Below are 20,394 nucleotides of genomic sequence, written 5' to 3'. Positions count from 1 at the left end.
TACACTGATATAGTACGCTATGCACACAGAAAAAATTATTATCCTTGATTTCGGAGGGCAGTATAGCCAGCTCATTGCCCGCCGTGTCCGCGAATGCGGAGTATATTGCGAAGTCCTTCCTTTCGACGCGGAACTTTCCCGCATACAAAGCGTTTCTTTAAAAGGGATTATTTTAACCGGAGCGCCCGATTCGGTATATGCCGATGATGCGGCAACCTGTAACCCTGAAATATTCAACTTAAAAGTACCGGTGTTGGGTATCTGCTACGGAATGCAGTTGATGACCTATTTGCTCGGCGGAAAAGTGCAGCCTGCAGAAAAAAGCGAATTCGGTAAGACGAAGCTGTACACCGGCGGAGATGCAGCGGGTGCAGCGCTCTGGAAAGATTGCCCGGCAGACTCCATCGTGTGGATGAGCCATAACGACAGCGTATCCGCCCTTCCCCAAGGCTTTACCGTTATTGCGAAAACGGATAACTGTCCTATCGCCGCAATGGCGAATACCGAGCGCAAATATTACGGCGTACAATTCCATCCCGAAGTATTACACTCCGTATACGGCACACAAATGCTCAAAAACTTTGTGCGCGGTATTTGCGGATGTACCGAAGTCTGGAACGCCGCAACCGCCGCCGACACGGTTATTCAGGAAATAAAACGAAAGGTCGGCAACAAAAAGGTTATATCGGCTCTGTCCGGCGGAGTTGATTCCTCCGTCGCTTCGGTGCTGGTGCATAAAGCCGTCGGCGATCAGCTTACCTGTATTTTTGTCGATCACGGTCTTTTACGCAAAGACGAAGCGGCACAGGTATTAAAAACATACCGTGAAACACTCGGTCTTAACATCATCCATGTGGATGCCTCAGAGCGGTTCTTAAAAAAACTTGCCGGAGTAACCGAACCCGAACGCAAGCGGAAGATTATCGGTGAAGAATTTATCCGTGTTTTTGAAGAAGAAGCAAAAAAGATCGGCACCGTCGATTTTTTAGTACAAGGAACCATCTATCCCGATGTTATTGAATCCGGCGGCAGCAAAAAGGCGGCGGTCATAAAATCCCATCACAATGTCGGCGGGCTTCCCGAACATATCGACTTTAAGGAACTGATTGAACCGCTGCGGATGCTGTTTAAGGACGAGGTACGGGCGCTCGGCACGGCGCTCGGTATTCCCGACGAACTGGTTAAGCGGCAGCCCTTCCCCGGCCCGGGACTTGCGGTGCGTATCTTAGGAGAAATCACTCCCGAACGACTACATTGGGTACGCGAAAGCGATGCCATTCTCCGAGAAGAGATTGCGCAGGCGGGCTTGGCGGATTCTATTTGGCAGTATTTTACCGTATTCCCCAATGTCCGCACGGTCGGCGCCATGGGCGACGGCAGAACGTATGACAACCTGATAGCAATACGGGCGGTAACATCCGTCGATGCGATGACGGTTGAGGTCGCAGAAATCCCATATCCGCTGCTGCAAAAGATTACGCTCCGCATCATCAACGAAGTAAAAGGCATCAACCGTGTGGTGTATGACATTACGCCCAAGCCTCCTGCAACCATTGAATGGGAGTAACATAACCGTATGAGCATTTCCCACTTTCGCATAAAGCGTTTTTTAAACCATCCTTTTACCCTTATTACCATGCTTGCGGTATTGCTTTGTTTTTCATGCCGGTCGGTTCCGCCATCCATTCCTAAAGCGATTATGGGAACCGGACGCATGACGCAGGAGCAACTTGTTTCGTTTTTTTTAACGCAAACCGCCTTAGCGCAAGCAGCCGAAGCCGATCAGGAAAAAGTAAAACGATTAGCAGGGTATTATCTGGAAGAGTCCGCCGCCGAAGGGATAAATGCCGATATCGCTTTTGTGCAGATGTGCTTGGAAACCGGCTTTTTACGGTTCGGCGGATTGGTAACCGCAGACATGAACAATTTTTGCGGACTCGGCGCCGTCAACGCAGAAAACCCGGGCTTGGCGTTCCCCGACGAACAAATGGGAGTCAGGGCGCATATTCAGCATTTAAAGGCGTATGCCAGTGCCGAACCGCTCAACCTTCCGTCCGTAGATCCGCGTTATCGCTATGTAAACCCAAAAGGCAAGGCGCCGTATATTTACAACCTTGCCGGAACGTGGGCATCGGATCCCGCTTACGGGCATAAGATAGACCAGCTCCTGCGCCGCATGTACGCAGGACTATAGAAGGAGATCAGAATGACAATAGCTGAACGTATTAACGTATTGCGCAATAAAATGGCGGAATGCGGATTTGACGCGTATTATATTCCAACCGCCGACCCGCATCAGTGTGAATATCTTGCCGAACACGATAAGACCCGCGTCTTTATTTCCGGCTTTACCGGCTCTGCGGGCGCCGTATTGGTTACAAAAGACAAGGCCTTTTTATGGACTGACGGTCGCTATTTTTTACAGGCTGAAAAAGAATTGGAGGGAAGCGGTATCCTCTTGCAAAAAAGCGGAGAGCCGAATGTACCGACTGTGTTTGAATATCTTGCGCAAACGCTTCCTGCGGGAAGTACGATCGGCATGGACGGGAAAGTGATGTCGGTCAATTCGTTCGCACAGTTTAACTCGTCGCTTCCCGATATGAAGTTTGTTACTGACCGTGATCTTATCGGGGAAATGTGGACTGACCGCCCTGCACCCGTATTAAGCGCCGCCTTTATACTCGATGTCCGCTATACGGGAAAATCCGCCTCCGAGAAAATCGAGGAAGTCCGCGCAGCGCTTCGGGAAAAGAAAGCGGAGTCAACGGTTATCGGGGCTTTGGAGGATGTTTGTTACCTCTTTAATATCCGCGGCAACGATATTGAATGCACGCCGGTTGTTACCGCCTACGCCTTGGTTGATATGCAGAACGCACGGCTTTACATTGACGCGCGGCAAATGACAGATACGGTAAAGGCGACGCTGGAAAACGAAGGAGTCTCCGTTGCACCGTATGAAGCGATTTTCGCCGATGCCGAAAAGCTGCAGGGTACGGTCTACCTTGATCCCGCACGGACAAATATCTTCTTACGCAACAAGATTAAAGCGGATATAATAGAAGGTCTTAATATCACCTCTTCGATGAAAGCGGTGAAAAACAAAATCGAAATTAAAAACTACCGGCATGCGTTCCTTAAAGACGGTATCGCGATGGTCAAAATCCTTAAATGGGCGGAAGATCATGCCGATAGCGGCGTTACCGAATGGGATGTTTCCGAACAGCTGTTGCGCTTCCGTGCCGAACAGCCCGACTTTATCGAGGCGAGCTTTACCACGATTGCAGGATACGGGGCGAATGCGGCGATTATTCACTACGGACCTAAAAAAGCAACGGCCGCAACCTTACAGCCCAAAGGCTTTTTATTGCTTGATTCAGGCGGACAATATAAAGACGGAACAACGGATATTACCCGTACCATTCCGCTTGGCCCGCTCACCGCAGAAGAAAAAGAGGACTATACGCTGGTGCTCAAAGGGCATATCCAGCTTGCTTTAGCCCGCTTCCCGGAAAACACCACCGGCTATAAGCTCGATATCCTCGCCCGCAATCCGCTCCGAAAATACGGCAAGGACTATAAGCATGGTACCGGACACGGCGTCGGGTATGTGTTGGCCGTTCACGAAGGGCCGCAGAATATCGGACTTCGCTATACGGATACTCCGATGAAGGCGGGAATGATTACCTCCAACGAACCCGGTTTTTACTGCGCCGGAAGTCACGGTATCCGCATCGAAAATCTCACACTGACAAAGGAATGGAAAACGACGGAGTACGGCACCTTCTTGGAGTTTGAAACGCTGACGCTCTGCCCGATCGACACACGGCCGGTAGTGAAGGAGCTGTTACTCCCCGAAGAACTCAAGTGGCTGAACGATTATAATCAAGCGGTTCGCACGGCGCTGGAACCTCATTTGGATGAAACACATCGCGCCTTCTTAAAAGAGCGAACACGGGCGCTGTAAGATGGCAGAACAGCAGACAGCTGCAGGACGGATTATTATGGGGCTTGACCCCGGGCTTGCCCATACCGGCTACGGCATTATTGCTGTGTCAGGCAGCAGGATGCGCTGTATCGATTACGGTGTTATTCAAACGGAGGCGGGGCAAGTACAGGGAAACCGGCTGCTCATTGTCTTTGACCGACTTACGGAGCTTATCCGCACATACCAACCTGTCGCCGCCGGTATCGAAACGCTCTATTTTGCAAAAAACGTAACGAGCGCTTTGAGCGTTTCGGAGGCGCGCGGCGTAACCCTGCTTGCCTTAGCGCAGGCGGGAGTTCCCGTCTTTCAATACGCGCCGAACGCTATTAAAAAAGCGGTTACCGGCATCGCACAGGCGGAAAAACAGCAAGTGCAGCTCACCGTCCAGCTGCTGCTCGGCCTTAAAGCGATACCGAAACCCGACCACGCCGCCGATGCGCTGGCGGCAGCTATTACATACATAAATACAGGTGTTTAGATTTTCCCAACTAAGTCAATCGACGGATACAGCGTTTTTTCACAGGGGTGCCGTTTTCCTAGAACCCTTCGCCGCGCACTAATGCGACAACGCACAAAAACAGTGCGAAGAGCGTGTACACGTATTTGCCGAGGTAGTACCATCCGTTGCCGTAGTGTTTTTTTGCGCCGGTGTTGATTTCGTCCAACAGCTCATCTTTTTTCATCACCCAGAACCACGAAACGGCGCCGAGCACTGCCCCGATCGGAATAATATATGTGGAAACTAAATCCATCCATGCGCCCCATCCGCCGAGAATTGCGCCCTTAGTTTCTGCGATCGGTTCCATAAATACACCAATGCCGAAGGTGATTATGCCGAGCACAATAATCACTGCGGTGCGTTTTAAGCCTTTAAACGTGTGCATCAGCGATTCGGCGACAACTTCAAGCATATTCTGTAAGGATGAAATTCCTCCGAACACGACGACAAGGTACAGAATGATACCGAATAGTCTGCCGCCGGGCATTTTTTGAAGGATGGACGGGAGGACAACGAACAGCAAACCGGGGCCGCCTGCAGGATCCATCCGATAAGCAAAACACGCGGGGATCATCACAAGGGCTGCAACAACCGCCGCGATGGTATCGAACAGTGCGGTATTTTTTGCTCCCGCTACACAGCCATGATCTTTACTTAAATAAGCGCCGTAGACAATCATCCCTGATCCGGTAATGGATAGCGAGAAAAAGGCCTGCCCCATCGCGGTTATCCACACAGACGGATTTTTTAAATGGCTCCAATCGGGGATAAATAGGAACTTATATCCTTCAAAAGCGCCGGGCAAAAATGCCATACGAACCGCCAATGCTGCAAATAATATGAAAAAGAGCGGCATCATTATTTTATTTGTTTTTTCTATCGTATGTGCACCGAGCACAATGGTCAGCAGCGTTACAATAATAATAACCGCGTGATAGGGTACAACGCTGAACTGCTTAAAGGCAAAGGATTCAAACCACTGTCCGGGTTCTACCGTCATAATATTGCCAAATACGGACTGCGTAAAAGCTTTTAGTACATACGCGATGATAACGGCATACCCGATAGCGATTGTAATTGAACCAGCCAAGGGCAGCCACCCGATTATCTTACCGATGCCCTCAAGGTCTTTGCGGCCGTGCTTCCACGCATAGGCATAGGAACCGAGCGTCCCCGTACCGCTGCGGCGGCCGATTGCGTATTCTGCGGAAAGTCCGACATATCCGAAAAGGATAACAAATAAGATATAGATGAGCAAAAAGGCGCCGCCGCCGTTGCTTCCGAGCTTGTAGGGGAAGCCCCACACATTCGCCATACCGACAGCTGAGCCGACGCAGGCGAGAATAAACCCTATGTTGCTGACAAACCTGTTATGTTTTCTTTCCATCTTTTACCTTTACATCCGAAGCTTCGGTTCCTGTCTCCGGTTTTGCAGGCGTTGACGACGGCTTTTTAGAATCAGCCGACGGCTTCGTTTGCGAAACCTTATCTTTTTCTGTACCGGCTACCTTGTCTGCCGTTTTCTCTGCATCCGGTTTTGTTTTAGAATCGGACGCGCCCTTTTCCGGTCGGTTTTCGGTACCGCCCTTATCCCGCTCCTCTTGCGTTTTACCGTCTTTATCCTGATCTTCTTTTTCCGGCTCTTCCTGCGCTTTCTTGATTTTTTCTTCAAGTTCAGCGAAGGCTTTGTTTTCGGTGCTTTCGGTAAATCGAGTTTTCATCTCTTCAATAAAAGAAAGCGCTTGGTCATACCGTTTGGAAAGAATCAGTATTCGAGCATAATTGAGCGCCGCTTCGGGATTTTCCGAATCCTCATCGTACAGTTTTTTATACATTTCACAGGCGCGCGCTTCATCGCCGGTTGCCGCAAGACTGTAGGAGTAGGCTTTTGCAATCAGCACATTGCCGGGCGCATCTTTATATTGCCGCTCAAGGATGTTCTTTGCCTTTCCCCAATCGCCCTGCAGCCCGTACACCCGTGCCAAATTATACTCCGCCGCATTTTTATGTGCAGGATCCTTTGCAGCCTTTAGATAAAACTCCGCCGCTTTGTCGTACTTAGATACTTCGGTATAGGCTTGGGCAATCTCAAAATAGGCTTTCGCCGTTTCGGAGTCGACATTACCCTTTGCAAACGTGCCTGCAGCGGTTATAAAAAGCAGTAAGCAAAACAGTATGATTTTTTTCGGTACCCGATCGGCACTATTGCGGACAGCCTCGGCGGAGTTAACAGCTGTACTCTGTTGAACCGCCGCTCCCGCCGTCAATTGCACAGCTCTCTCATCAATACGCTTATTTATTTTGAAGTACCACATTCTCAATCGCTCTCAACTGGTGCCGGTAAAGGCCTGCAATAGTCGCGCCATAATCCGCAATAAGCTGAATCATATTCCGTGGATGCTCTGCCTCATCGATGCCGTTGATTCTATCGCCGGCATCTCCCAGCCCGGGAAGGATATAGGCGGCGGAGTTCAATGCGGGATCCATCCATAGCGTGTATACCGTACAGTTTTTTAAGGCGCGGGCGGCACAAAGGGCTCCCTTGAGCGAGGAGATGACATGGAAACAGCTGATCGATTTCGGTTTTACCCCCTGCCGTTCAAGGTATTTGACAACGGTAATCAAACTGCCGCCGGTTGCATTCATCGGATCGGCAAAGATAAGATCCTTTCCGTTTAAGTCGTCCAGATTAAAATACGACATATCCAAATTGAGAACGTACTGCATATCATCGACTTTTTTTGTATCATCCCGTTTAATCTTGAACAGCGCGAACGGGGTTACATAGCCGTGCGAGGAATATTCTTCAATCTCCTTGGACATAATCATCGAGGGAAGGAGTGCACCGCGCAGCATAACGCACATGACGGTGTTTTCTATTTTGTGATCGATGTCGCAGATCTTATGCACGGCATAGTTCTGTACGGGGACGGTAACCGGCGTTTTGGAAATAAGGTAGTTTTTGCTATCCTCGTGGCTTCCGCTATATGCAAGTTTAAACAGCATCTCATAAGCACGCTGCGTATAATAGATGAATTCATTATGACCGGTTTCGCTACTACGCAGTTTTGCTATAACACGGGAGGCTTCCGCATGGCTTGCAAAATCGGTATTGAATGAATAGACCTTGAGCTGAGGTACTTCTTTGCAGATTTCCTGCAAAATCTTTCCCATTTTATCATATAATGCGATAATCTCAGTTTCAGCCGTATCTTTTTCTTTTATATCCGCGGCAGCATCGAGCCGTGTAAATTGTTGCATTGTCTGATTATACAATTCATCCAATTTCTTGAGGTATGCAGTATCCTTCGATGTTAAATACCCTTGAAGCGATTCCGCTTCCATAATAACTTGTTTCATATCAAACTCCTCCATATAAACACGGACGAAGCATTCGGCACAATACGAAGATGATCATAAATACGGCCGGCCTTTTAAGACATCTAAGACATCCGTGTTCACAAAAAAAAACGCCCTTAAAAAAGAGCGTTTAAAAAAAATTCACTAAAATGAAACACCGGCTGCAAAGGGAAAGGCAACAACAGCGGAATACCTTCCCCATTTTTTCGAGTACAGAATTTACATCCAATGCCGAAGTGCAACCATGTTTTGCCATTTGCGCAGTATTCTAATAGAATGAAAGCAATTGTGCAAGCCGTTCCTTTCCGATTATCTTCATAAAACCGGCAAGGCGCGGTCCTTGGTCTTTCCCAATCAACGCCTGATAAACAGCGGTAAACAGCGCTTTCGGTTCGATTTCGCACGCATGAGCTACATCATACAGCGCAGTTGAAAAAGCTTTTTCATCAAGCGCGTCCATCTGCGGTAACAGCTCGTCGCGGATTTTGCAGAGCGCAGCGGTTTCGGCTGCGGAAAGAGCCGCCTTGCCGCCGTCAGTACGCAGCGCAAACCGGAAATCTTCCGGCGCACATTCAGTAATCCAATACCATGCGCACTTCGCCCGCGCTTCAAAACGCTCCCGCTGTTCTTCTTTCATATCCGGCAAAAGCTTCATGACTGCAGCGATGTCTCCTGCGTTAATTTGCAATAAATTACAGAGGTGTCTGAACGGAATTTGATAGGATATGCACGGCGGCATTCCCTCAACCTGTGAAAGTTCATAGATGCGGCGCTCCTTTGCATATACCTCATCGTTTTTCGCTTTATCGACACCCCATGCGATGCGCTCGGTTTTATCGTAATCCTCATAGGTTTTGATAACGTCCAAGTCGAAGCTGATGGAGAATTCCGTGTTCGGCCTCGTTCCGGCAAACAGGTACCGCGCAATTTCAGGCTGATACACGTTCAAGACATCGGACAGACTGATAACCTTCCCTTTCGACGACGACATTTTACCCGGCAAGCCTTTAATGCCGATAAAATCGTAGCGGAAGCTGACGGGAGCAGGCCAGTTATAAATTTCATCCGCGACAAGCCGCGCCGTGTCGAATGAGCCGCCTTGGCTGTGATGGTCTTTTCCGGCAGGTTCAAAAACCGTTTTTTCAAACTGCCAGCGCATCGGCCAGTCGACTCTCCATCCAAGTTTTAATTCCTTTGAAGTACGCAAGTCAGCCTTTTCCTGATGCCCGCAGCTTGTGCAGCGGTATTCCAATCCGTATTCGCCGTCATAAGAAATTATTTCCGTAGTGTCTTTATTACACTTGCAGCAAAAAGCCGCGACCGGCCAATATTCTTCCGTTGCAGGAATTTTATGCTCATCGTCGCGGTAACGGTTTAAACAATCTTTTATTTTGTCGCGGCTCTGCAGCGCTTTTTTCATCCCCTCGGCATACATACCGCTGCGGTACCGTTCAGCCTGATATAAAAACTCGGGATAAATACCAACGCGCGGCAGCGTCTGCTCTACATCCACTTCGTGATGGCGCGCATACGAGGTGTCGCGACCGGTTGTATCGGGAACCATCGTTATAGGATACCGCAGATAGTTTTGCAGCGTTTCCTTTCCGGGCATATTTTCTGGTACTTTGCGGAACACATCGTAATCGTCCCAAGAATAAATAAAGCGTACCTTTTTGCCGCGGTCGCGCAACGCGCGTACAACTAAATCGACCGAGATAATTTCTCGGAAGTTACCGATGTGAACGGTTCCCGACGGCGTAATCCCCGAAGCGCACGTATAAGAATCCAAATCGCCGCGCTCGCGTATAATCTTCTCCGCGGTTTGATCCGCCCAATGTACTAATTTCTGATTGTTTTGTTCTTTACTCATGTTGTCCTTGTGTTGAACTCAAACGCCCCTGTCAATCAGGCTCGAAAGGTCGTGTTTTAGTGATTATTCGAAAAATATTGCGGAATTGTATACTGCGCAGTCGATTGTGTCAATTGAAAATGCACTACCGTGCAGCGTTGCTGTACGCCGCCAATTCACGCCCTTGATTATAAATAATGCTGTAAAGGCAGGTGTCCAGCAACACACCCGAAAGTTCTTGCCCCATCGTGCGGATTTGCATATCGGTTTTATTTAAGAGCGATATAATGCGGTATACGGTCTGCTCACTCCACTGTTTACTCGCCCGGCGATATTGGTCGATTGCTTTTTTCGAGGTAAAGCCTGCTTTTTTTAAGCTGAAATCGTCAAGCCCGCCGGTTTGCGCAAGATTGTGCCAGTCACGCAGCCGCCGAAAGCAGTAAGTAAGTCCCGCAATCAGCTGTACCGGAGAGGATTCTTTGGAAAGGGTCAGCTTTTGGCGGATATTCAGCGCATATTCCAGATTGGCATTGCTCAGCGCGTCAAAAAGCGTAAACGGCGTTTCTTCTTTGTTATGCGCAAGCAGGTGTTCAACGGTTTCCGCAGTCAGCGTTGCACCCTGTTCAAAAAAGAGGCTGATATGCGCACAGGTAGTTTTTAACGCTTCGGTGTTATTTTCTACCAACTCCAGCAGTACCTCGATAGCATCCTGCTCAATACTGATCTTCGACTGCGCAAAAAAACGGCGGATCCAATCCTGCTTTCTATTTTCAAAAAGCTCCCAGAATATTTTTTTATGATCTTTGGGAACCAGCGCTTCAATTTTTTTATCGATGCCGATTTCATCGGAGATCAGGACTAAAAAAGCGCCGACTTCGGAAGGAGTCTGCTCAACCCACTGCGTAAGCGCCTGTATATCTTCCTTTTTTTTGATTATTTCCGCATTTCTGACAACGGCAAACCGAGCTTCCGCAAACAGGGAGCCGTTCTGCACGGCATCCAAAACAACCGATATTGAAGTATCCGCTGCATAAAAGAGATGATTGTCGAGCTGTCCGTATTTTTTTTCCGCGCTTTTTCGCAGCGCTTCAAGCGCATCGTTCCGCTCTCCCAACTCGGGGCCGGTAAAAAGCCATAAAGGAGCACTCATCTTTTTGCGTTATTCCTCTTCAAATTTCGAGGCAAAAAGCTGTTCAAGCGCTGCGATGGCTTCGGCTTCATCGGCGCCGTCTGCGGAAACGGTCAGTTCGGTTTGATACCCTGCTGCCATTGTCATTACACCCATAATGGATTTTGCATTCACGGTAATGTTTTCTTTTTCAAACATAATATTCGACTGAAACTTAGCTGCCGTTTGTACAATCAACGATGAAGGACGCGCATGGATGCCGGCGCGATTTTGCACAATAATCTTCTTTGTTACCATAGATATTTTCCTTAGTAGGTATCATCCGCCGAATAATAAGGTACACGGCTTGTATCGCTTTCCATCCAGCGCAGAATATTTTGATTAAATTCTTTCGCAGAATAAACGCCCATACTTTTAAGCCGCTCATTCATTGCGGCCGTTTCTAAAATAATCGGAATATTCCGCCCCGATTTTACCGGTATTTCCAAAAGCGGTAGTTTTACATCCAGTATCTCGGTGGTAAGCTCTTCAGTACCGATGCGGTCATATACTTTGTGCGAATCCCACTCTTCCAACTTTGCCACCAGCTGTATCTGCTTCTGTTCCCGCACCGATCGGACACCATACAGCTGCATGATATTGATAATGCCCAGCCCCCGTATTTCCATGTGGTGACCGATCATCTTATTGGCGCCGCGCCCGATTAAGCTATTCCCGTTGATACAGGTGATCTCGACCACATCATCAACCACCAATCGGTGTCCGCGTTCCACAAGCTCAAGCGCCGTTTCGCTTTTGCCGACCCCAGAATCACCTAAAATAAGAATACCAAGTCCGTACACTTCTACCAGAACACCATGGATTGCCACCGTCGGGGCGAACACGTTAGAGAGAACACGCATCAACCGCACGGAAAGCGCACTGGAAGAAAGATCCGTTTGCAGCACGGGGCAGCCGGTTTCCTGTACCAGTTCCAGAAATACCGGAGGCGGAGTGATATTATGAGAGAAAATACAGCAAGGGATATCGTAGGTCATCATTTTTTTTATATTTTCGACGGTATTGCTTTCGATGAGTTTTTGTAAATACGCGCATTCCCCCCTGCCAAACAACTGAACGCGCTGATACGCAAAGGAATCAAAGAAACCTGAAAGCGCAAGCCCGGGACGATTTAAATCCGCAACGGTAATGCTGCGCGTCAATCCCTTTTGTCCGCACACGCAATGCAGGTGAAGCGCATCGTGCTCCGTTAGGTCGAGATCGAGTAACTCAAGTACCGTTAAACTCTTAGAAAGCATATACGCGAGTATAGCGAACCGGCGTATCTTTGTAAATGTGTTTACCCTAAGCTCAATCTTTCAAGGCTTTCAGTTCGGTCTTGAGCGAGGCGCTTTCGCGTGATTGGCGAGCAAGGCGGTCAGCAAGAAGCCGCGACAAAAAAATACCGTAATGCGGGTAAGATTCGATCAGCTTCATAAATTTCATCTTAGGCACTTTAACTAACGTACCATTTCCGATTGCGACAACCGTTGCCGACCGTCTATCATTAGTGAGAAATGCCATCTCTCCGATAAAAATATCCGCGGGAGTCAGCACCGTTAACAGCGTATTGTCGACATAAACAGCATAGCGGCCGGAGCGAATATAAAAAAGATTGCTTGATTCATCGTTTTGACGGCATACCACCTGCAAGTGATTAAAATGAAAGGTTTCCTGCTCCCGCAAAATTGCCGGTGTGAGGTTTGCACTGTTTTTTTGATTTGGAACCTCGAATGAAACCTCGTTCCCCGCATCATTATAATACAGTTCTTTTACAAAACTTTGGCTCATCTTAATGCCCATCCCATGTAAACCTGCTTCAAAAGGCGCATCGAGCGCGGAACGCCAGTCAAACCCTGGGCCATCATCTTTGATGGTAATCCGCGTGCGTTCAGGAGAAATATTGTATGTGATGAGAACTTTTTTCGTTCCGACAGCAGGATCCATCTGCTTTATTCTGATAAGCTCAAGTACATCCTTTCCCTGTTTAAGCCATTCGGTTTTCTCATCATAACTGATATTGCAATTACCGTGCTCTACAGCGTTCAGCAGCAACTCCATCATCGCGCCCTGAAACGCACTCCGTTCCGCTTCATTCACACGATCGGTATTATAAAGGTATGTAGAGATAAGATTTGCATAGAACATAATTTCAAACGGATCGGTCTCACTGGTAAAACTGCCGTGTTCAAGCTCGTTTGCCGGATGACTCATTCCACGGTTGACTAAAAAATGTTCATGATGATTTAAGATTTTAATAATCTGCGCAACATACTGTTCAAATTCCTTGCGCGTTAAAACAAATAAAAAGTTAGGCTCTTTCCGTTGTGTCAGTGTCGCTTTTTGTTCCTGCGAATCGGTAATTGCAATAACTCCTCCAAACAGCAGCCACGGATCATCCTTTACTACTTTAAGGCATTTTTCCGCATGAACCGCCGGATCACCGAAATCGATAATCTTGATCTCCGGCATTTCGTATCGGAAAGCCGAAAGCACCTCGGCGTAATCATGTAATTGTTGCGAAATAATACTGAAATTAGACTGTTTACATGCCTGCTCCATCGCATCTACGGTGGTTGCAACGGTACTGACAATCGGTATCTTCTTCATAACTTTTATCCTTCTGTGTGAAATTTTGTAGATATACAAAATTTCACACTACTTTTAGGAAAGACGGACAAACGCATCAGAAATAGTTTAAGCGCTGCCTTTCATGCAAAATTTTGCTAAAAATTTTGCACATTTTATTTTGAGAAGCAGGATAAACACATCAGGTTATTAATCAAATATCGAAAAATAAAGAGGCTGTGAGACCATTTGAACCGCGAAGAGGTTCAATTCTGGTTGAACAGCCTCTTTATTTTTCGGGGTACTATAAAAAAGCTGATGTGTTTATCCTAACTTTGGATGAGTATAGCATAATTTTATTTTTCGTGCTACATTTCGTTTTGTTCATGGAAACCCTATCATTTTTGCCGGGGAGTCCGCTTCCTGCCGGCGCTGCCGTCTATAGCGACGGTGTGAATTTCAGTATCTTTTCCCGCCATGCCTTTTCGGTAACGTTGGATATCTTTGTAAATCCCGAAGATTCTGCGCCTTGTTGCTCATACACTTTTGACCCTCATACGAATAAAACAGGGGATATCTGGCACGTTTTTATCACAGGCTTACCGAAAAACGCCTTATACCTTTACCGCGTCGACGGTCCCTTTGCTCCTTATGAAGGAATGCGCTTTAATGCCGGCAATTATCTGCTCGACCCATACGCACAGGGGCTTGCTAATACGGAATCTTTTAGCGGAAATTTTTCTACACAAACACCTCCGCCGCATATAGACGGCGACCTTGCTTTTTTAACCCAACAGTCAGCTGCTCCTTTTCCCAAGTGCATCGCAGTAGCTCACGATGATTTTGACTGGCAGGGCGACCATCCGCTCAATTATCCGCTGAAAGACTGCATCATATACGAGGCGCATGTAAAAGGGCTTTCGTGCCATCCCAATGCGCCGCAGCAGCATAAAGGAACGTATCAAGGTATTATCGATACTATTCCGTACCTAAAAGAACTGGGCATTACCAGCCTTGAGCTATTGCCTATTCAGGAATTTAACGAGCATGAACTCACCGGAATCAACCCGCGGACGGGCACGGTATTAAAAAACTACTGGGGATATAGCACCATCGCTTTTTTTGCGCCAAAATCGTCGTATGCCTCCGAACGTGAAGGTATAGGGGCGGTATTCGAGTTTAAACGGATGGTGCGCGAACTGCATAAAAACGGCATCGAAGTGATTCTGGACATCGTATTTAATCATACGGCGGAGGGGAGCGAATTCGGCCCGACCCTTTCGTTCCGCGGCTTGGACAATACCATCTATTATATACTGGAAGATAATGCACGTTATTACCGCAACTACTCAGGCTGCGGCAACACCTTCAACTGTAATCACCCGATTGTGCAGACCTTTATCTTAGACTGTCTGCGGTACTGGGTTATCGAAATGCACGTCGACGGCTTCCGATTCGACCTCGGCTCCATCTTGGGTAGAGATCAAAAAGGAAAACTGATGGATAATCCGCCGACCCTTGAGCATATTGCCGAAGACCCCATATTGAGAAAAACAAAGATCATCGCCGAAGCGTGGGATGCGGGCGGCGCCTATCAGGTTGGAAATTTCCCCGGCGGCAGGTGGGCTGAATGGAATGACCGTTTCCGTGATGATGTGCGGCTCTTTTGGCGCGGGGATTCTTTCCATGCCAAGGAACTTGCGACACGGGTAACCGGTTCCGCCGATTTGTACTCCGGCAACGGACGCAAGCCCTTCCATTCCATCAACTTTGTTACCAGCCACGATGGATTTACCCTCTACGATTTATTAAGCTACGATAAAAAGCACAACGAAGAGAACGGAGAGAACAATCGGGACGGTACCGATTTTAATTGCAGCTATAACAACGGCTTTGAAGGAAAAACCGAAAACACTCGCATTGAGACCTTGCGAAAGCAAAAAGCAAAGAATATTCTGCTGACGCTTATTTTATCACTGGGTACTCCGATGTTGACTGCCGGAGATGAGGTATTGCGAACGCAAGGGGGGAACAACAACCCCTACTGTCAAGACAACGAGATCAGCTGGTTCGACTGGTCGCTCACCCAAAGCAATGCCGATATATTAACATTTGTGAAAAAACTGATCCGCCTGCGTAAGCAGCATCCGGTGTTTTCGCGCTCGGAATTTTTAACGGGAACGCAATCGGACGACCGGCGTAAACCGGATATTAGTTGGTACGACGCGCAGGGCGGCGCTCCCGATTGGAACCAGCCTTCGTCTTTTTTGGCATATTTTCTTGACGGTTCCACGGCGGAAACGAGAGCCGAACGCGATGATAACAGCTTTTATATCATATTGAACGGAGGCAGTTTTGACGTTACCGCAACAATCTGCCCACCGCCGGAAGGAAAGCATTGGTACCGGCTGATCGATACATCCTATCCGGCTGGAGAAGATTTTACCACACCCGAACAGGCGCCGCTTTTGGAAAATCAGCAAAAATATGTCGCGTTGGCAGCGACTGCCGTCGTGTTAATTCTGAAATAAGAGGTAATTTATGTCTCAGTTAAAAGGAACTTTACGGGCAAGCATCTTAGGTAAGCTGAAACGGAATTTCAGCAAGGACTTATTCGAAGCAACAAAACGGGAACTGTATGATGCCGTGGCAAGCAGTATCATGGATAGCATTCAACCCAATATATCCGCAACACGGAATGCGCAAGAGCAGCCCGATGTGCGACAGATGTATTATTTTTCCGCCGAATTTCTGATGGGACGGGCGCTTTCGAATAATCTGAACAACACCGGTATGCGTGCCGTAATGGAAGAACTTTTAACGGAACTTTCCGCCACGTATCGGGACATCGAGGATGAAGAACCTGATGCAGGGCTTGGAAACGGAGGCCTTGGCCGACTCGCCGCCTGTTTTTTGGATTCGCTTGCTACGCTCGACTATCCCGGGCACGGCTACGGTATCCGCTATCAATACGGTATGTTTGAACAACGGATTGAAAACGGGTATCAGGTAGAGTACCCCGACAACTGGCGGCGCTACCGCGATCCATGGGAAATACGCCGTGACGATTTAGCAGTAACGGTGCGCTTTGGCGGAACCCCGATATGCACACAACAAGAAGACGGTACGCTCCTCTACCGCTTGGAAAACGCCGAAGAGGTCATCGCAACCCCTTATGATATGGCAATCATCGGCTACGGTACCAAAACCGTCAACCGCCTGCGCCTCTGGGAAGCGTCCTCTCCCGACGGCTTCGATCTCCAGCTCTTTAACAATATGGAATACACCGCTGCGGTTGCAAAGCAGAACTCCGCAGAAAATATTTCCCGCGTACTATACCCCAACGACACCGGTCCATCGGGAAAAGCGCTCCGTTTAAAGCAGCAGTATTTTTTCACTTCCGCAAGTTTACAGGATTTGGTGCGTTCGTTCATCCATAAGCACGGTACAAATTTCGCCGATTTTCCGCGCTATAACGTTATCCAGCTAAACGATACGCACCCCGTCGTGGCAATCCCCGAGCTGATGCGCCTTTTGATGGACGAACACCACCTCGGCTGGGATGCGGCATGGGCGATTGTTACTCAAACCTTTGCATACACAAACCATACGATTTTAGCGGAAGCTTTGGAAAAATGGCCGATCGAGATATTCCAAGGCTTACTGCCGCGCGTGTATCAAATTGTAGAAGAGATAAACCGCCGCTTCCTGCTGGAGCTGCGGGAAAAATATCCGAACGATTGGAAAAAACACAACAAGATGTCCATTATCGGCGAAGGGAAAATCCGTATGGCATGGCTCGCGATTGCCGGTTCGTTTTCGGTCAACGGTGTCGCGGCGCTGCACACCGAAATCCTTAAAACCAAAGAGCTGTCCGATTGGTATAATCTGTATCCGCAGAAATTTAACAATAAGACAAACGGCGTTACGCAGCGCCGCTGGCTTTTAACTGCGAACCCCGCGCTTTCGGCCTTTATTACGAAGCATATCGGCGACGGCTGGATTAAAGACCTTACCCAGCTGCGGCAGCTTGAAAAACTGGCGGATAATCAGGAAGCCTTACAGGAACTAATCGCAATAAAAAAACACAATAAAGAGCGGCTTGCGGAATTCCTCAAACGGACGCAGGGAGTTGTGATCGATCCCAACTCGATTTTTGACGTACAGATAAAACGGCTCCACGAATACAAACGCCAACTCTTAAACATCCTGCATGTGATGACACTCTATAACAGAATTATCGAAGACCCGACGTATGATCCTATTCCGCACACCTTTATCTTCGGTGCAAAAGCGGCGTCGGGCTATCGGCGGGCAAAGCTCATCATTAAGCTGATCAATACCGTTGCCGACCGCATCAACAACGATCACCGCGTACGGGGAAAATTAAAGGTGGTGTTTGCAGCAAACTATTGCGTCTCAACTGCCGAAAAGATTTTCCCCGCCTCGGATATTTCCGAGCAGATTTCCACCGCGGGTAAGGAAGCGTCGGGAACCGGCAATATGAAGTTTATGCTGAACGGAGCCATCACACTCGGAACACTGGACGGCGCTAACATCGAAATTGTGGAAGAAGTAGGCGCGGAAAACGCCGTCATTTTCGGCATCACAGCCGATGAGATTCACACGATTGAGCACGAGCACAGCTATAATCCGCAAGAATACCTGAACCGCAATCCCGCACTGGCGAGGGCATTGACCCAGCTTATCGACGGGACGTATACGCCGCCCTTTGACAACAGTTTTAGAGAATTGTATGATTCGCTGGTATATGGCGTGGAAGGTCAGCGGCCGGACGTCTATTACGTACTGGCGGACTTCGATGCTTATGCGGCGGCGCAGGAGCGGATTGTCGAATACTACCGCGACCCGATGAAATGGGCTAAAATGTGCCTTCTGAACATCGCCCGATCGGGTAAGTTCAGTTCAGACCGTACCATCGAAGACTATGTGCGGGATATCTGGAAGCTGGAAAAAGTCATTGTTCAGTAATTAAGAATTAAGAAAAATTACGAATTTTTAATTATTAATTATTTTATATCTTGGAGAAATAAATTATGGAAAGAACATTTGTAATGATGAAGCCCGGTGTAGTTCAGCGGCGGATTGCCGGAGAAGTGCTCAGCCGGTTTGAAAAAAAAGGACTCAAACTGGTTGCCTTAAAACTGATGCGTATCAGTCCCGAACTTGCAAAAAAACACTATGCCGAACATGCCGATAAACCGTTTTTCGGTGAATTGGTGCAGTATATCACCTCCGGCCCCGTAGTTGCGATGGCTTTTGAAGGCGATGAGGCTGTTGCGATTGTGCGGAAACTCTGCGGAGCGACAAAGGTTTTGAATGCGGAGCCGGGAACCATCAGGGGCGATTATGCCTTGCATACCAATATCAATGTTGTCCATTCGTCAGACTCCGCCGAAAGCGCCGCACGGGAGCTTAGCCTGTTTTTTCAGCCGGAAGAATTTTTCAGCTGGGAAGACGGTAATAAGGACTGGTTCTAACGAAAACGGACATCCAGCCCGATCGCTTTAGCCGATTACCTTTGGATATATTTGGAATATCGTTAAAAAGATCGAAGTTTTTAGAACTTTCCTTTAAATATTTGATTAAGGATGAAAAATGCTTGAAAAAATTACCAATACGTTTAGCGGCATTGTCCGCAAGATAAGCGGCAAGGCAACTATTACCGAAAAAAATATTGAAGAAGCGGTAGAGGAAATAAAAATTGCGCTGCTTGAAGCGGATGTCAACCTCCGCGTGGTGCGCCGTTTTATCAATGCAACAATCGAAGAAGCAAAGGGAGAAACCGTATTAAAATCGGTTAATCCCGGTCAGCAGTTTATCAAGATTGTCCACGATAAAATCCTTTCGTTTTTAGGCGACGAAAAGAAAAGCCTGCAACTGAAAGGTCCCGACACGCAATCGGTTATCCTCTTTCTCGGTTTGCAGGGTTCCGGTAAAACGACATCCGCAGCGAAACTGGCGGCTCGTTTAAAGAAAGAAGGCCGTAAGCCGCTGCTCGTTGCCTGCGACCTCGTCCGTCCCGCCGCTGTGGAGCAGCTCTCCTCTTTAGGAGAGCGTATCGACGTCCCCGTATATAAAGAAGACACCAAGGATGCGGTACGGGTTGCGCAAAATGCGGTTACATTCGCACGGAAAAACGACTTTGATACCGTTATCGTCGATACGGCGGGACGGCTACAAATCGACGAAGCGATGATGCAGGAAATTGCCGCGGTAAAAAAGGCGGTTAATCCGGTAGAAACCCTCCTCGTCGCCGATGCAATGACAGGACAAAATGCCGCCGAGGTTGCTAAAGCCTTTGATGAACAGGCGGGTCTGACCGGTGTTATTTTAACCAAATTCGACTCCGATGCTCGCGGCGGTGCGGCATTATCGTTAAAAACCGTAACCGGCAAGCCTATCCTGTATGTCGGTGTCGGTGAAAAAATTGAAGATTTTGAACCGTTCTACCCCGACCGTATTGCCGGCAGAATTCTCGGTATGGGTGATATTGTTTCGCTCGTAGAAAAAGCGCAGGAAAACATCGATGCGGAAGAAGCAGCCCGCTTGCAGAAAAAAATGGCGTCGGAAACCTTCACCCTTTCCGATATGCTCGACCAGCTTGAAAATGTCGAAAAGATGGGTTCGATTGAATCTATGCTTGATATGATGCCGGGGCTTGCCGGTCAAATTTCCGCCGAGGATATCGATAAGGCGGGCTTTAAGCGGCAGAAGGCGATTATCCAGTCGATGACGCTTAAAGAGCGGGAAAATCACCATATCATCGGGCCGCCCCGCCGCAAGCGTATTGCGAAAGGTTCCGGCACCTCCGTCGCCGAAGTGAACAAACTGTTAAAGCAGTTTGAAAAGACCCGTCAAACAATGCGGAAGGTCGCAAAAAGCAAGGGGCTTCAAGCGCGGCTTATGGGACTGATGGGATAACGCTGTAGGGCAAATGCATC

At 48.2% G+C, this 20,394-nt stretch carries 16 protein-coding genes; 8 read left to right on the top strand and 8 right to left on the bottom strand.

Features of this window, described 5'->3' with window-relative positions; translation table 11 throughout:
- Positions 1-19: 19 nt before the first annotated feature.
- The 4 genes from guaA (at position 20) to ruvC (ending at position 4,463) form a co-directional block, all read left to right on the top strand.
- Positions 20-1,567 carry a glutamine-hydrolyzing GMP synthase gene (guaA, locus tag HGH47_RS10100; protein WP_212565931.1) on the top strand — a complete coding sequence of 516 codons (1,548 nt, stop codon included), beginning with the start codon at positions 20-22 and terminating at the stop codon, positions 1,565-1,567.
- 69 nt (positions 1,568-1,636) lie between these two features.
- Positions 1,637-2,194 (top strand): glucosaminidase domain-containing protein, encoded by a 558-nt coding sequence (locus HGH47_RS10095; RefSeq protein WP_371922029.1) that lies wholly within the window; start codon positions 1,637-1,639, stop codon positions 2,192-2,194.
- Positions 2,195-2,206: 12 nt separating this feature from the next.
- The gene (locus HGH47_RS10090; RefSeq protein ID WP_212565929.1) at positions 2,207-3,964 is read left to right on the top strand and encodes an aminopeptidase P family protein; all 1,758 of its coding nucleotides are present in this window, start codon (positions 2,207-2,209) and stop codon (positions 3,962-3,964) included.
- A 1-nt stretch (position 3,965) separates the two neighbouring features.
- Positions 3,966-4,463 (top strand): crossover junction endodeoxyribonuclease RuvC, encoded by a 498-nt coding sequence (ruvC, locus tag HGH47_RS10085; RefSeq protein WP_432912159.1) that lies wholly within the window; start codon positions 3,966-3,968, stop codon positions 4,461-4,463.
- Positions 4,464-4,521: 58 nt separating this feature from the next.
- Here ruvC and HGH47_RS10080 read toward each other — a convergent pair whose 3' ends face one another.
- The 8 genes from HGH47_RS10080 to HGH47_RS10045 form a co-directional block, all read right to left on the bottom strand.
- Complete coding sequence (locus HGH47_RS10080; RefSeq protein WP_432912156.1) at positions 4,522-5,871, bottom strand: sodium-dependent transporter; 1,350 nt, start codon at positions 5,869-5,871, stop codon at positions 4,522-4,524.
- A complete protein-coding gene (locus HGH47_RS10075; RefSeq protein WP_432912154.1) occupies positions 5,855-6,757 on the bottom strand; it encodes a tetratricopeptide repeat protein in 903 nt (300 codons plus the stop codon). Before HGH47_RS10075 ends, HGH47_RS10080 begins: the two co-directional genes overlap by 17 nt.
- A 19-nt stretch (positions 6,758-6,776) precedes the next feature.
- The gene (locus HGH47_RS10070; protein WP_212565925.1) at positions 6,777-7,859 is read right to left on the bottom strand and encodes a uracil phosphoribosyltransferase; all 1,083 of its coding nucleotides are present in this window, start codon (positions 7,857-7,859) and stop codon (positions 6,777-6,779) included.
- A 253-nt stretch (positions 7,860-8,112) separates the two neighbouring features.
- Positions 8,113-9,714 carry a lysine--tRNA ligase gene (lysS, locus tag HGH47_RS10065; protein ID WP_212565924.1) on the bottom strand — a complete coding sequence of 534 codons (1,602 nt, stop codon included), beginning with the start codon at positions 9,712-9,714 and terminating at the stop codon, positions 8,113-8,115.
- A gap of 124 nt (positions 9,715-9,838) precedes the next feature.
- On the bottom strand, positions 9,839-10,843 hold the full coding sequence (gene holA / locus HGH47_RS10060) for a DNA polymerase III subunit delta (protein WP_212565923.1): 1,005 nt from the start codon (positions 10,841-10,843) through the stop codon (positions 9,839-9,841).
- A 9-nt stretch (positions 10,844-10,852) separates the two neighbouring features.
- Positions 10,853-11,119 (bottom strand): HPr family phosphocarrier protein, encoded by a 267-nt coding sequence (locus HGH47_RS10055; protein ID WP_212565922.1) that lies wholly within the window; start codon positions 11,117-11,119, stop codon positions 10,853-10,855.
- An 11-nt stretch (positions 11,120-11,130) separates the two neighbouring features.
- Complete coding sequence (hprK, locus tag HGH47_RS10050) at positions 11,131-12,120, bottom strand: HPr(Ser) kinase/phosphatase (RefSeq protein ID WP_212565921.1); 990 nt, start codon at positions 12,118-12,120, stop codon at positions 11,131-11,133.
- A gap of 52 nt (positions 12,121-12,172) precedes the next feature.
- Positions 12,173-13,471 (bottom strand): cyclic nucleotide-binding domain-containing protein, encoded by a 1,299-nt coding sequence (locus tag HGH47_RS10045; RefSeq protein WP_212565920.1) that lies wholly within the window; start codon positions 13,469-13,471, stop codon positions 12,173-12,175.
- Positions 13,472-13,815: 344 nt separating this feature from the next.
- Between HGH47_RS10045 and glgX the strand changes: the two genes are divergently transcribed.
- The 4 genes from glgX (at position 13,816) to ffh (ending at position 20,374) form a co-directional block, all read left to right on the top strand.
- Entirely contained in the window at positions 13,816-15,960 is a 2,145-nt protein-coding gene (glgX, locus tag HGH47_RS10040; RefSeq protein WP_212565919.1) for a glycogen debranching protein GlgX, read from the top strand.
- A gap of 10 nt (positions 15,961-15,970) precedes the next feature.
- A complete protein-coding gene (locus HGH47_RS10035) occupies positions 15,971-18,421 on the top strand; it encodes a glycogen/starch/alpha-glucan phosphorylase (protein WP_212565918.1) in 2,451 nt (816 codons plus the stop codon).
- Between the two features lie 65 nt (positions 18,422-18,486).
- On the top strand, positions 18,487-18,930 hold the full coding sequence (ndk, locus tag HGH47_RS10030; protein ID WP_432912147.1) for a nucleoside-diphosphate kinase: 444 nt from the start codon (positions 18,487-18,489) through the stop codon (positions 18,928-18,930).
- 118 nt (positions 18,931-19,048) lie between these two features.
- The gene (gene ffh / locus HGH47_RS10025; RefSeq protein ID WP_212565917.1) at positions 19,049-20,374 is read left to right on the top strand and encodes a signal recognition particle protein; all 1,326 of its coding nucleotides are present in this window, start codon (positions 19,049-19,051) and stop codon (positions 20,372-20,374) included.
- The last annotated feature ends 20 nt before the right edge of the window (positions 20,375-20,394 follow it).

Origin of the sequence: Treponema sp. OMZ 805 (assembly GCF_050937395.1) — a bacterium.
GTDB lineage: Bacteria > Spirochaetota > Spirochaetia > Treponematales > Treponemataceae > Treponema.
The sequence above is the reverse complement of the archived record's forward strand: the minus strand, read 5'-3'. Positions and strand labels throughout refer to the sequence as shown.